Here is a 12,624-nt window from a genome sequence, read left to right on the forward strand (position 1 = left end):
GGCTCGGTCCTCATGCGTTCAGCAGCGACTGCGCCATGCGTTCGGCGGTAGCCAGCGCGGCGGAGGTCATGATGTCGAGGTTGCCGGCGTAGGCCGGCAAGTAGTGGGCGGCACCTTCGACTTCGAGATAGATCGAGGTTTTCAGGCCACTGAATGTGCCGAGCCCAGGGATATGCAGCGGCGCGGATGCGGGAATCATGTCGAACTGCACCTTCTGCTTGAGGCGGTAGCCCGGCACGTAGGCCTGCACGGCGCTGGCCATCTCCTCGATGCTGGCCTCGACCTGTGCCTGGTCGACGGCCTCGGACAGCACGAACACCGTGTCACGCATGATCAACGGCGGCTCGGCCGGGTTCATGATGATGATCGCCTTGCCCTTGGCGGCGCCGCCGATCACTTCGATGGCCTTGCTGGTAGTCTCGGTGAACTCGTCGATGTTGGCGCGGGTCCCGGGGCCGGCGGATTTGCTGGCGATGGAGGCGACGATCTCGGCGTAATGGACCTTGGCCACGCGCGACACCGCGGCCACCATCGGGATGGTGGCCTGGCCGCCGCAGGTCACCATGTTGACGTTGAGCTTGGCGAGGTGCTCTTCCAGATTCACCACTGGCACGCAGTAGGGGCCGATGGCCGCCGGGGTCAGGTCGATCAAGCGGATGCCGGGTTTGGCACGACGCAGCAAGGCATCGTTCCGTACGTGGGCAGAGGCGCTGGTGGCATCGAAGACGAAATCGATGTCGGCGAATTCGGGCAGGTTGATCAATCCTTCGACACCTTCGTGGGTGGTCGCCACACCCATGCGCTGGGCGCGGGCCAGGCCATCGGAGGCCGGGTCGATGCCCACCATCGCGCCCATTTCCAGATGCTCTGCGTTGCGCATCACCTTGATCATCAGATCCGTACCGATGTTGCCCGGGCCGATGATCGCTACTTTGAGTTTCTTGCTCATCAGGCTGTCCTCGATCAGATGAAGCGCACGCTGGCGCTGCCGATGCCGCCGATCTCGACGCGCATGAAATCGCCTGCCTTGACCGGCTCCAGCGGAACCAGCGAGCCGGACAGGATCACCTCGCCGGCCTTCAGGCCGATGCCGAACCGGCCGAGGGTGTTGGCCAGCCAGGCCACGCAGTTGACCGGCGAGCCGAGCGCCGCGGCGCCGGCACCGGTCGAGAGCAGCTGGCCGTTCTTTTCCACCAGCATGCCGCAGGTGACCAGATCGACCTGGCGCGGCGACACGGCCTGGTCACCGAGCACGAACAGGCCGCAGGAGGCGTTGTCCGCCACGGTGTCCTGGATCTTGATCTGCCAGTCCTGGATGCGCGAATCGACCACTTCGAAGCAGGGGATCACGCATTCGGTGGCGGCCAGCACGTCGGCATTGGTCACGCCCGGACCCATCAAATCATTCTTGAGGATGAAGGCGATCTCGCCCTCGGCGCGTGGCTGGATCAGCCGCTCGCTGATCGGCATGGCTTCGCCGCTGTTGTAGACCATCGCGTCGGTGAGGTAGCCGAAGTCCGGTTGGTGCACGCCGAGCATGTTCTGCACGGCCTTGCTGGTAACGCCGATCTTCTTGCCAATCACCCGCTCACCGGCGGCCAAGCGCCGTTCCAGCATACGCAAGGAAATGTGGTAGGCGTCATCGACGCTGATGTCGAAGCCACGGCTGGTCAGCGGCGTGACGGTCTCGCGCTGGACCATCGCCTGGTAGAGCTCGTCGCCGAGCTCGTTGATCAATGTCTTGTCCATATTGGTCTCTCTCAGCAATGGAGGGCGTCGGCCTCGGCGAGGAAGTTCTCGACCAGGCGGGCGAAACGCTCGGCGTGTTCGATCTGGGTCCAGTGGCCGCACTGGCCGAATACGTGCAACTGGGCGCAGGCGATCCATTCGGCCAGGGTCAGCGAGGCCGCCAGCGGAATCACTTGGTCCTCGCGGCCATGGATCACCAGTGTTTCGTGGGGCAAGGCGCGGATGTCCGCTTCGTCGCTGGCCAGCCCGTCGACCCAGCGCTGGCGCGGGGCGGGGAACATCTGCGCGAACGACTCCTGAAAACCGGGGCGGATGCTGGCCTGGTAACGCAGCTCGGCCAACTCGTCGGTGACCAGGCTGCGGTCGTAGGCGAAGGTGTCCATCAGCCGGCGCATGGTGGCGAAGGACGGCTCATAGCCCCACACATCATCCAGGCCCGGGGTGATCGGAAAGCTCACCCCGGCGCTGCCCATCAGCACCAGCCGGCGCACGCGCTCGGGGTGGCGGATGGCCAGGGCCAGGGCCAGGCCGCCACCGAAGGAGTTACCGACCAGATCGGCCTGTTCGATGCCCAGGGCATCCAGCACACCAAGCGCGTGTTCGACCCAGCGCTGTTGGTGGTACTGACCATCGGCCGGGCGTTCGCTGTAGCCGAAGCCCAGCATGTCCGGGGCGATCACCCGGCGGCGCTTGGCCAGCTCGGGCATCACCAGGCGCCAGTTGGCCCAGGCGGTGACGCCGGGGCCGGAGCCGTGGATCATCATTAGCGGGAAGCCTTCGCCGCTGTCGTGCAGGTTGGTGCGATAGCCGGCGGCGAGGATTTCGCGACCGATTTCAGGGCTTTGCTGCGGTGCGTTCATGACCAGGTCCTCAGAGTTTCACACAGATGTTTTTCAGCTCGGTGTAGAACTCCAGCGAGTGCACACCCCCTTCGCGCCCGATGCCCGACTGCTTGCTGCCGCCGAAGGCAGTGCGCAGGTCGCGCAGGAACCAGCTGTTGACCCAGACGATGCCGGCCTCAATCTGCCCGGCGACGCGGTGGGCGCGCGAAGCGTTCTCGGTCCAGATCGCCGAGGCCAGGCCGTAAGGCAGGCTGTTGGCCAGTTCAATGGCTTCCTCCTCGCGGTCGAACGGGCGGATATGGCAGCAGGGGCCGAAGATTTCCTCGGTGACCACCACCGAATTGTCGGCCAGCCCGGTCCAGATGGTCGGCTGCACCCAGGCGCCGCCGGCCAGGTGCGCCGGCATCTCGGGCACACCGCCGCCGGTGACGACAGTGGCGCCGTCATCGACTGCCTGCTGGTAGTAGCTGAGGACCTTCTCGCGGTGCTTGAGGCTGACCAGCGGGCCGAAGTTGCTGCTCGCATCGTCCGGCGGGCCGATCACCAGGGCCTCGGCGCCGGCCTTGAGGCGGGCGACGAATTCGTCGAAGATCGACCGCTCGACATACACCCGCTCGGTGCCCAGGCAGACCTGGCCGCAGTTGGCGAAGGCCGAGCGCAGGGTGCCCTCGATGGCCTTGTCCAGATCGCAGTCGGCAAACACGATGCCGGCGTTCTTGCCGCCCAGCTCCAGCGACACCTGACGCACGCCCTTGGCGGCGGCGCGCATGATGGTTTCGCCGGTGCCGGTCTCGCCGGTGAAGGTGTAGGCGTCGACATCCGGGTGGGCGGTGAGGAAGGCGCCGGCCGAGTTGCCGCCGAAGCCATGCACCACGTTGTACACGCCAGCCGGCACGCCGGCGGCGTTCATCACTTCACCGAGCAGAGCGGTGGTGGTCGGCGTCTCTTCCGAGGGTTTGACCACCACGGTGTTGCCGCAGGCCAGGGCCGGGCCGACCTTCCAGGTCATCAGCAGCAGCGGCAGGTTCCACGGGCTGATCACCCCGATCACGCCCTTGGGCCGGCGCACGCCGTAGTTGAGCGCGCCGGTGCCGTCCGGGGTGGCCATCTCGAAGGCCTCGGTGGGCACGTTCTTCACCAGGTCGGCGAACACCGAGAAGTTGGCCGCGCCGCGCGGGATGTCGATGTGGCTGGCCAGGGATTTGGGTTTGCCGGTGTCCAGGCACTCGGCCTCGAGAAACTCGTCGAAGCGCGCGCTGATGCCGGCGGCGACGCGATGCAGGATCTCGGTGCGCTCGGCCACCGTCATCCTGCCCCAGGGGCCCTTGAGCGCGGCGCGGGCGGCCTTGACCGCGGCGTCGACCTCGGCTTCGCCGGCTTCGTGGATCTTGGCGATCACCTGGCCGTTGGCCGGGTTGACGTTATCGAACAGCTTGCCGCTGGCCGATTCGACGTATTCGCCGTTAATGAAATGCTTGATTTCTTTCATCTGCGCAATCTCTGCAATAAGTCGAACCGGGCCTTCAGGTCAGCACGGTCATGAATCGTTCGTTGAGAATGCGGTCGTGGTAAAAGATCGCCTTGCCCAGTTGGTCGGCGGTCCAGGTCACCGGTTTGTGGTCCGGGTAGTTGTAATCTCCACCGCAGAACACTTCGTTGCGGTTACCGGACGGGTCGAAGAAGTAGATGGTCTTGCCGTGGGTCAGACCGTGACGGGTCGGGCCGATATCGATCGAGGTGTCGGTCATGGAGATCAGGTCGGCGGCGCGAAGCACGTCTTCCCAGGTTTCCAGGAAGAATGAGACGTGATGGAACTTGCCCTTCTCCGCGTGCTGGATAAAGGCCACGTCGTGCGCCTTGGTCGACAGGCTGAGGAACTGGGAGATGCGCGTGCCGTTGTCTTCGATCACCTGCTCGGCCAGGTAGAAACCGAGCACCTCAGTGAACAGTTCGTAGGTCGCCTGCAGTTCGTCGCCGTACATCAGACAGTGGTCGAAGCGCACCGCGCGCATACCCTTCAGGTCACGTGGCCAGGCTTCAGGGTTGACCTCCTCGATGCCCCACTTGCCGGTGTACTCCTTCTCGGCATAGAGCTCGAAGAAATGCCCGGATGGTGCCAGGAAGCGCACCCGACGCCCGCAGTCCTTGAGTTCGCCGGCAGGAATCTCCTCCACCTGGCAGCCGAACTCCAGCAGCTCGCCGGCCAGGCGGGTCAGGCAGGCATCGTCGGTCACCTTGAAGCCCATGAAATCCATGCCCGGCTGGTCGGCCTCACGCAGCACCACGGAAAATTTGTCCACCTCGCTCCAGGCCTTCAGATAGACGCGGCCCTGCTCGTCGCGGTCCATCTCGATCAGGCCGAGCAGGTCGCGGTAATGCGTTAGCGCAGCCTCCAGGTTCAACACGCGAAGCTGGACGTGGCCCGGGCGCATAACTCCTTTTTTCATCACGACACCTCTTAATGTTTCTTGTTGTCAGGGATTGCTTCGCACTTGGCGAAGGCATTCGATGTACAGATCAGCGCGTGGATACAGTTGACAGGCCAAGGCCAGGCCCTGCTTCGCGGCCTCCGGTGGAACCTGACTGCAGCTCATCCTGCCGCACTGGTAGTCGCCGCTGAGCACGCGCACCTTGCACAACCCACAGCCACCACCACGGCAACCGACCGGCACGCAACGCTTGCCCTGCTCCTCCATGGCCCGCAGGACCGACTGCTCCGGCAGGCAACGGAACACCTGGCCGCTAATCCGCTCACGCACCTCATAACTGCTGTCCATGGTTCACCTCAGATGCCCTTAAACATGACGGAAGCATCCCCCCAACAGCTCTGGGGTGATGCCTGCGCAACCCCGAAAATGAGTCTCAGGGGACCTCGTGTACGTCGCTTCTCCGCATGTCGATTTCTCTTCTTAACCAGACATAAAGATCAACCGAGGTCTCCCCCTGCCACCGGAAGAGTTACACCGGTGATGTAGGCAGCGTCGTCGGAGGCCAGGAACAGAATCGCCCCGGCCTGTTCGTCGATGTTGCCGTAGCGTTTCATCAGGCTGCTGTCGAGGGTCTGGTCGACGATCTGCTGGTACCAGACCTTCTCCTGCTCGCTCGGCTCGGCGCTGTTGCGCGGAATCCGCCGTGGAGGCGCCTCGGTGCCACCCGGCGCGGTGGCGTTGACCCGGATACCGCGCTCGGCGGTTTCAAAGGCCAGGCAGGCGGTCAGGGCGTTAACGCCACCCTTTGCCGCGCCGTAGGGCACGCGATTGACCCCGCGCGTGGCGACGGAGGAAACGTTGACGATGGCTCCACTGCCCTGCTCGAGCATTGGCGGCAGCGCGGCGTGGCAGCACCACAGGGTGGGGAACAGCGAACGACGCACTTCGGCCTCGATCTCGTGTTCCTGGTAATGCTCGAATGGCTTAGCCCAAATGGTGCCGCCAACGTTGTTGATCAGAATGTCCAGACGACCGAAGCGCTCGAGCGCCGCCGCCATCACCCGTTGGCAATCGGCGAACTGCTCAAGGTCGGCGGTCAGGGTCAGCACCTCAGCGACTCCGACCAGTTCGTCGGCCAGCTCATGTATTAGCTCGGAACGGTCGACCAGCAGCAGCCGACCTCCTTCGGCCGCCATCCGTTCGGCCACGCGGCGACCGATGCCCTGGGCAGCGCCGGTGATAACGGCAGTCTTGTCCTGGAAACGTTTGTTCATGAACCACCTCGGTTGTGTAGCCCAGATGCAATTTTGGGAAAGTTCGCAGGAAACATGGGCTCTACTGCACGAATAAAACAGGCCCGCTCACCAAGTAAGCGGACCAAAGGAGCCTCTAGGCGCTGGCGGCGAACTTCTCATAATAGAAATTGGCCGGCTGGATGCCCTGTGCGCGAATGTACTGACTGACCGCCTCGACCATTGGTGGCGGACCGCAAAGGTAGACATCTACCTCACCGCCGTTGAGGTGTTTGGGCTCGATGTACTGGGTCACATAGCCCTTTTGCGGATAGGCGCTGTCCGGGCTGGCGACGCAGGCGCTGTAGCTGAAGTTGGGAATGCGCGCGGCGAATGCCTCTAGCTTGTCCATTTCGACCAGGTCGTGGTCATGGGTGACGCCGTAGATCAGATGGAGCGGGTGCTCGCTGCCCTGCTCGGCGATCTTCTCCAGCATCGCGGTGAACGGCGCTAGGCCGGTACCACCCGCCAGCAACAGCAGCGGCCGCTTGATCTCGCGCAGATAGAACGCGCCCAGCGGTCCAGCCAGACTGACGCTATCGCCGACCTTGGCGAGGCTGGTCAGGAAGCTGCTCATCAGCCCGCCCGGCACGTTGCGGATCAGGAAGCCGACCTCGCCATCCTTTTGCAGCGAGCTGAAGGAATAGGCGCGGGTCTGGTCGCTGCCCGGCACTTGCAGATTGACGTACTGGCCCGGCAGAAACGCCAACTGGTTCAGCGATGCGCTTTTGATAGACAGCGCGATGGTGCTCTCGGACAGCTGACGCACGTTGCTGATCGCTGCCTGATAGCTGGCCTGCTGGGTCTTACAGACGTCCGATGCGGCCGGAACGCGAATCACGCAGTCGCTTTCGGCGCGCATCTGGCAGGTCAGCACGTAGCCCTGCTCGGCTTCGGCTTCGCTCAACGCATCCTCGATGTATTCCTCGCCGAGGTCGTAGCGGCCGCTCTCGGCGAAGCATTTGCAGGCGCCGCATGCACCGTCTCGGCAGTCCATGGGTAAATTGATGCCTTGGCGGTAGGCAGCATCAGCAATAGTCTCGCCAGCATTAGCATCGATGAAACGAGTGACGCCGTCTTCGAAGTTCAGTGCAACCTTGTGTGTCATGGCGGCACCTCAGACGTGGTATACATCGATGAACTGGCGGACGTAGTCGTTCTTCAGAACGACCTTCTTGGCCTTAATCAGCGGGCTCTCGCCGCATGTGTCGAGGGTGCAGAAGTTGGTGCCAAAGAAGTGGTCCACCGTCTTGTACCGGTAATTCAAGGTGTACCAGTTGTAGCGCAGCTTACAGAAGCCGTCGGACTGCTCGAGCAACTCCAGATTGCTGATGTTGTGGCTGGTTCGGGTGTCCGGAATGGTGGCACTGGAGCGCTCGGTCTTGATGCGGAACACCCGATCCTCTAGGCCACCGCGATTGCCGTACCAAATCAGCGAGATCTGGCTCTGCGGGTCTTCGGTCAATTGGTCGCGATCGTCCCAGGCCGGCATCCAGAAAGTGGCGTCCGGCGCGTACATTTCCAGCCAGCTATCCCACTGCTTGTCGTCGAGGTAGCGTGCTTCGCGGTAAAGGAAATCGCGCACGGCTTCGTAGGAGATAGTCATTTACGCGCCCTCCGCATGGATCAGCCGATCCTGTTCGGCCTTGACGGCCCTGATCATCTGCTGTTGCCAGTACTTGTGCTGCATGACGAACAGGCCCTCGTCCTCGATACGCGGGCCACTCATCAGCGGGTGCAGATCAATCCCCCTAGCAATTTCGTCGGGGCCGTCGATCCAGTGCGTCGCCCCACGGGACATATCGTTCATTCCCCTGCCGGCGAAGCCCTGCTGGCAAGCGCGGAATTCTTCAAGGTCGTCCGGGGTGGCCATGCCGCTGACATTGAAGAAATCCTCGTACTGACGGACGCGGCGGGCACGCGCCTCGGCGCCCTCGCCTTTCGGCGCGATGCAGTAGATGGTGATTTCGGTTCTATCCACCGACAGCGGACGGGTGATACGCAACTGCGAGCCGAACTGGTCCATCAGGTAGAGGTTCGGGTAGAGGCAGAGGTTGCGGGAGATACCGATCATCCAGTCGGCACGGGCTTCACCAACCTCACTGGCTAAGCGATCTCGATCAGCGAACAGCGGACGGTCTGCCGGGTCGGGCCAGCGCGCCCAGATCATCTGATGGCCGTTTTCAAAGGAGTAGAAACCACCGCCACCCTTGCCCCAGCTACTGGCGCTCATGGCGCGAATATCATCGCCCGCTTCTCTCAGCTTGCGCTGCTGCTGGGTGGCGGCGTAATTCCAGTGCACAGTGCTAACGTGGTAGCCGTCGGCCCCGTTCTCGACCTGCACCTTCCAATTGCCTTCGTAAACATAGGTGCTGGAACCGCGCAGCACCTCCAGACCTTCGGGCGATTGGTCGACGACCATGTCGATGACCTTCCTCGACTCGCCGAGGAATTCTTCCAATGGGGCGACGTCCTCGCGCAGGCTGCCGAACAGAAATCCGCGGTAGGAAGCAAAGCGCGCAACTTTCTTCAGGTCGTGCGAGCCGTCACAGTCGAAGCTGTCCGGATAGCCGGCGCCCTTGGGGTCTTTGACCTTGAGCAGCTTGCCCGAATTGCTGAAGGTCCAGCCGTGGAACGAGCAGGTGTGGGTGGCCTTGTTTCCACTCCTAAAGCGACAGAGCGTGGCGCCGCGGTGACTGCAGGCATTGATGAAGGCATTGAGCTCACCATCTTTGTTGCGTGTGATGAATATCGGCTGCCGGCCCATCTGCGTGGTGTAGTAGTCGTTCTTCTCGGGAATCTGGCTCTCGTGGGCGAGATAAATCCAGTTACCCTCAAAGATGTGTTTCATCTCTAAATCGAACAGCCGAGGGTCGGTGAACATCTCGCGCTTGCAGCGGTAGATGCCCTCATTCTCATCTTCTTCAACGAGGCTATCAATATAGTCGAGACCCAGGTTCATTTTCGTGCCTCCATTATTATTGTTTTAGTTGCATAAAGCCTAAGAGCTAGGCCTTTCTAGAGATAGCCATTTTTTGCACTCCTGTATCCGTTTCTTGCAAGTCCTGAAAACTGCAGCCGATATAGCCCACAGGCCTCTCAGGAAACGAGCGGCAACAGGAAAACGACTATGGCAGTTCGCCCTTCGGTCGCGGTAGGGATGGCAGTTACCTGCCCCCCGCACAGATCCGTACGTGCGGAACTACGCATCCGGCTCCTGCCTCAGGTACGTGACGCGAAGCGCTCCTCTGGGTAAGGATGAGCAGTTCTGGGCCTTGGTATATAGCAGTCGGCAAGGCGTCCGTAGCGTGACCACTGGAGTCGGTTACGCTGGCTGCTTCGCTTGAGGGCTTGCTACCATAGACGACATACCGCCACTCGAAAACCGTCCAGACGTATCAGGTTCCCCGGCACCGCGTGGTAATTGAAGTATCCGCTGACCACCCGGGTAAGCCCCTGACCCACGACCCGAACAGGCTCATGACGTCGGCGTTTCAGCTCATCCCGAATGGCCAGCAACGTCACACGCATTCGCTTCTTTACCGTCGGTCGCAGTATTTGAAAGCCATCGCTTCTGTTGGCACTACAGCAGTGTGTGAACCCCAGGAAGTCGAACGTCTCCGGTTTACCTAGCCCTCGCCGCCTGCGATTCTTTGCAGCGAAACGACCAAACTCAATCAGCCGTGTCTTCGAAGCATTGAGGGATAAGCCAAACCTGGCCAAGCGTACCTGCAACTGCTCCAGAAACTGCTGAGTCTGCCATTGCGTCCTGAAACCCAAGCACACTGTCGTCTGCGTATCGCACAGCAATCATCTGACCTCGTGCAGTACGCTCGCGCCATTGCCTGATCCACAAGTCCATCACGTAGTGCAGGTAGATGTTGGCAAGCAACGGTGAAATAACGCCGGCAACAATAGAGCAAACTCTCGGATAAACTGGGGGCTGCGCATTGCCAGGGAGAGTTTTGCTCCGAGGTATGCAGGATGCCCCGACGTCGAGATTGTTCTCGTCACTTCAGTCATGAGCCGAAAACCGCGGATCTGGCATATTCGTCTGGCTTTCGAGCCAAATCGGTTCTCTTGTGAGCAGCTCGAGAGGGTCTACGAGCAGCTAAAACCGACAGATGCGCGCGGTTCCTCAGAATTGCCACAACCCCAATCCTCTGTGACAAAGCATCGTGCTGCCAAGCGAGGTGAACAATGAGCCAGGCTGTGATGGTGGCGTTCTATGCTCGCGTATCCTCTGATCAACAGGCTAAACGCGGCACGATTGAAAGCCAGATTGCCGCGTTGACAGAGCGGATCGTGGCTGATGGTGCCCACGTTGCTGAGGACATGCGCTTTGTCGATGCAGGCGTCAGCGGCGCGACGCTGATTCGCCCACAATTGGAACGGCTCAGAGACCGCGCTGCACTTGGCCTGGTGGAACGTCTCTACGTCCTGTCCCCAGACGGCTGTCGCGAAAATATGCTCACCAGGCCTTGCTGATGGAAGAACTATCGGCGTGCGGCGTACAGGTCGTGTTCCTCAATCATGCCATTGGCGTCACGCCAGAGGAGTCGTTGCTGCTGCAGATGCAGGGCATGATCGCGGAATATGAGCGTGCCAAAATCATGGAGCGCCATCGTCGCGGCAAGCTTCATGGCGCCAGACGCGGCAGCATCAATGTGCTGTCGACTGCGCCGTACGGTTATCGCTACATTCGTAAGCAACTTGATGGCGCACCCGCACAGTACGTTATCGACCTGCCGCAAGCGGCGACGGTCAGAACCATCTTTCAATGGATTGGGATGGAGCGACTGAGCATCGGCGAAGTGGTGCGACGCCTTGGGGCAACCGGCACCGTCACCGCCTCAGGTAAACCGTATTGGGATCGCAGCACTGTATGGGGAATATTGCAAAATCCAGCCTACATGGGCCGGGCCGCTTTCGGTAAAACACAGGCGCGTGATCGTTTACCTCGGATACGCGCACAACGCCACAGTGCCGAGGTGTCCAGGAAGGGCTACTCCACCGTACGTACCGATCCGAGTCAGTGGATCGAGATAGCCGTACCGGCGATTGTCAGCGAAGGGTTGTTTCAGTCGGTTCAAGAGCAACTTGCTGAGAATCGCAAAGCGACTCGTCAGCGCCGTCATGGTGCGGTCTACCTGCTTCAGGGCTTGACCGTTTGCGGCCATTGTCACTACGCCTATTACGGTAAAAAGGTCAGCAAGGCAGCGGCCAAAGTCCAACGTCGGGACTATGCCTATTATCGTTGCATTGGAACCGATGCCTACCGCTTTGGTGGCGAACGCGTCTGTGACAATCAGCAAATACGAACGGACCGTCTCGATGAACTGGTGTGGCAGCAGGTTGTTGAGCTGCTCGCCCACCCTGGAAGGCTAAAGAATGAATATGAACGTCGGCTGGGAATCCTCGAAGAAAAAGAAAAAACAAACCTTGATACGGCCGCACTGGAACGACAACGACTGCAGCTGGACAAAGGCAGGTCGCGGCTCATCGATAGTTATGCCGAGGGTATGATCGACAAAATGGACTTTGATCCGAAGATGCGGCACTTGAAGAGCCGTCTGGAGCAGCTTGATCAGCAGATTCAGGACTCACGGCGTCATCAGGTGGGGCAGCGCGAGCTGTTTCTCGTGATTAATCGTCTCGAAGAGTTTGCCGCGGCTGTCCATGACCGACTGGGCACTGTCGATTTCGTCACCAAGCGGGAGATCATCCGCGGTCTGGTCAAACGCGTCGAGATTCACAAAGACGAGATTTTGGTGGTGTTCCGGGTTGATCCGGATCCCGGGTTCAACGCCAGCGAGACGTCGACTGGCTCCGGCACCAGAGAAAAAAGTATGCAAGATCGTACGCGGCGTAATCACTGCGCCTTGGGGAGTTCCCTTGGTCGCAGCCACCCTACGGCCATCCTCCATTACTCCCGCCTGAAGCCATTTACAGATGAGTCCGAGCATGCGTCGGTCTGCAATCCGATGCCCCAGAAACATCAGCATCCATTCATGGTCGATCTCATCAAAGGAAACCACGACAGACTACCCCTCTCCACGACGCTCCTGAATCGGTCGTCATCACGCGAACGGGTCACCCGTTCGAAGGCCAACGCCTCAAGGTCATTAACCGAAGGCAGTGCGCCGGACGATTGCACCTTCTACTGATTTTTCCCGATGAGTCACGCGGATTGATTCCCGTCAATTGGACCGATTTTGTCGTCGGTTCCGACGAGGTTCCCAAGGCCTCGGTGGCCGACGCGATTGGCTCACTTGCCGACTTACTCCACGCTCGCCTGATCATTGATGCTTT

General features: G+C 60.9%; 11 protein-coding genes and 2 pseudogenes. 2 read left to right on the top strand and 11 right to left on the bottom strand.

The window, feature by feature from the left end:
• Positions 1 to 10: 10 nt before the first annotated feature.
• The 10 genes from RGV59_RS31570 to benA all read right to left on the bottom strand — a co-directional run bounded on the left by RGV59_RS31570 (position 11) and on the right by benA (position 9,274).
• Entirely contained in the window at positions 11 to 949 is a 939-nt protein-coding gene (locus RGV59_RS31570) for an acetaldehyde dehydrogenase (acetylating) (RefSeq protein WP_004574816.1), read from the bottom strand.
• Between the two features lie 14 nt (positions 950 to 963).
• Complete coding sequence (gene dmpE, locus RGV59_RS31575; protein ID WP_004574817.1) at positions 964 to 1,749, bottom strand: 2-oxopent-4-enoate hydratase; 786 nt, start codon at positions 1,747 to 1,749, stop codon at positions 964 to 966.
• A gap of 11 nt (positions 1,750 to 1,760) precedes the next feature.
• Positions 1,761 to 2,609, bottom strand: a complete 849-nt coding sequence (locus RGV59_RS31580; protein ID WP_004574818.1) for an alpha/beta fold hydrolase — start codon at positions 2,607 to 2,609, stop codon at positions 1,761 to 1,763.
• Positions 2,610 to 2,619: 10 nt separating this feature from the next.
• Positions 2,620 to 4,080, bottom strand: coding sequence for a 2-hydroxymuconic semialdehyde dehydrogenase (locus RGV59_RS31585; protein WP_011600772.1), 1,461 nt, complete (start codon positions 4,078 to 4,080; stop codon positions 2,620 to 2,622).
• A gap of 34 nt (positions 4,081 to 4,114) precedes the next feature.
• The gene (locus tag RGV59_RS31590; protein WP_004576014.1) at positions 4,115 to 5,038 is read right to left on the bottom strand and encodes a catechol 2,3-dioxygenase; all 924 of its coding nucleotides are present in this window, start codon (positions 5,036 to 5,038) and stop codon (positions 4,115 to 4,117) included.
• Between the two features lie 27 nt (positions 5,039 to 5,065).
• On the bottom strand, positions 5,066 to 5,368 hold the full coding sequence (locus RGV59_RS31595; RefSeq protein ID WP_004576015.1) for a 2Fe-2S iron-sulfur cluster binding domain-containing protein: 303 nt from the start codon (positions 5,366 to 5,368) through the stop codon (positions 5,066 to 5,068).
• A 149-nt stretch (positions 5,369 to 5,517) separates the two neighbouring features.
• Positions 5,518 to 6,294, bottom strand: a complete 777-nt coding sequence (locus tag RGV59_RS31600; protein WP_004576016.1) for a 1,6-dihydroxycyclohexa-2,4-diene-1-carboxylate dehydrogenase — start codon at positions 6,292 to 6,294, stop codon at positions 5,518 to 5,520.
• A gap of 115 nt (positions 6,295 to 6,409) precedes the next feature.
• Entirely contained in the window at positions 6,410 to 7,420 is a 1,011-nt protein-coding gene (gene benC / locus RGV59_RS31605) for a benzoate 1,2-dioxygenase electron transfer component BenC (protein WP_003452496.1), read from the bottom strand.
• A gap of 9 nt (positions 7,421 to 7,429) precedes the next feature.
• Positions 7,430 to 7,918 (bottom strand): benzoate 1,2-dioxygenase small subunit, encoded by a 489-nt coding sequence (benB, locus tag RGV59_RS31610; protein ID WP_003452498.1) that lies wholly within the window; start codon positions 7,916 to 7,918, stop codon positions 7,430 to 7,432.
• Positions 7,919 to 9,274, bottom strand: a complete 1,356-nt coding sequence (gene benA, locus RGV59_RS31615) for a benzoate 1,2-dioxygenase large subunit (protein WP_011600771.1) — start codon at positions 9,272 to 9,274, stop codon at positions 7,919 to 7,921.
• Positions 9,275 to 10,527: 1,253 nt separating this feature from the next.
• On the opposite strand from benA, the pseudogene RGV59_RS31620 reads away from it, so the two are divergent.
• Positions 10,528 to 11,609 (top strand): annotated as a pseudogene (locus RGV59_RS31620) (recombinase family protein); the annotation flags it as partial.
• Positions 11,610 to 12,176: 567 nt separating this feature from the next.
• Here the strand turns inward: RGV59_RS31620 and RGV59_RS31625 are convergent.
• Positions 12,177 to 12,341 (bottom strand): annotated as a pseudogene (locus RGV59_RS31625) (group II intron reverse transcriptase/maturase); the annotation flags it as partial.
• 95 nt (positions 12,342 to 12,436) lie between these two features.
• Between RGV59_RS31625 and RGV59_RS31930 the strand changes: the two are divergent.
• The coding region (locus RGV59_RS31930; protein WP_416152049.1) for a hypothetical protein at positions 12,437 to 12,624 on the top strand (188 nt) is incomplete at its 3' end.

Source organism: Pseudomonas sp. FG1, from assembly GCF_034313875.1.
GTDB classification, from domain to species: domain Bacteria; phylum Pseudomonadota; class Gammaproteobacteria; order Pseudomonadales; family Pseudomonadaceae; genus Aquipseudomonas; species Aquipseudomonas veronii.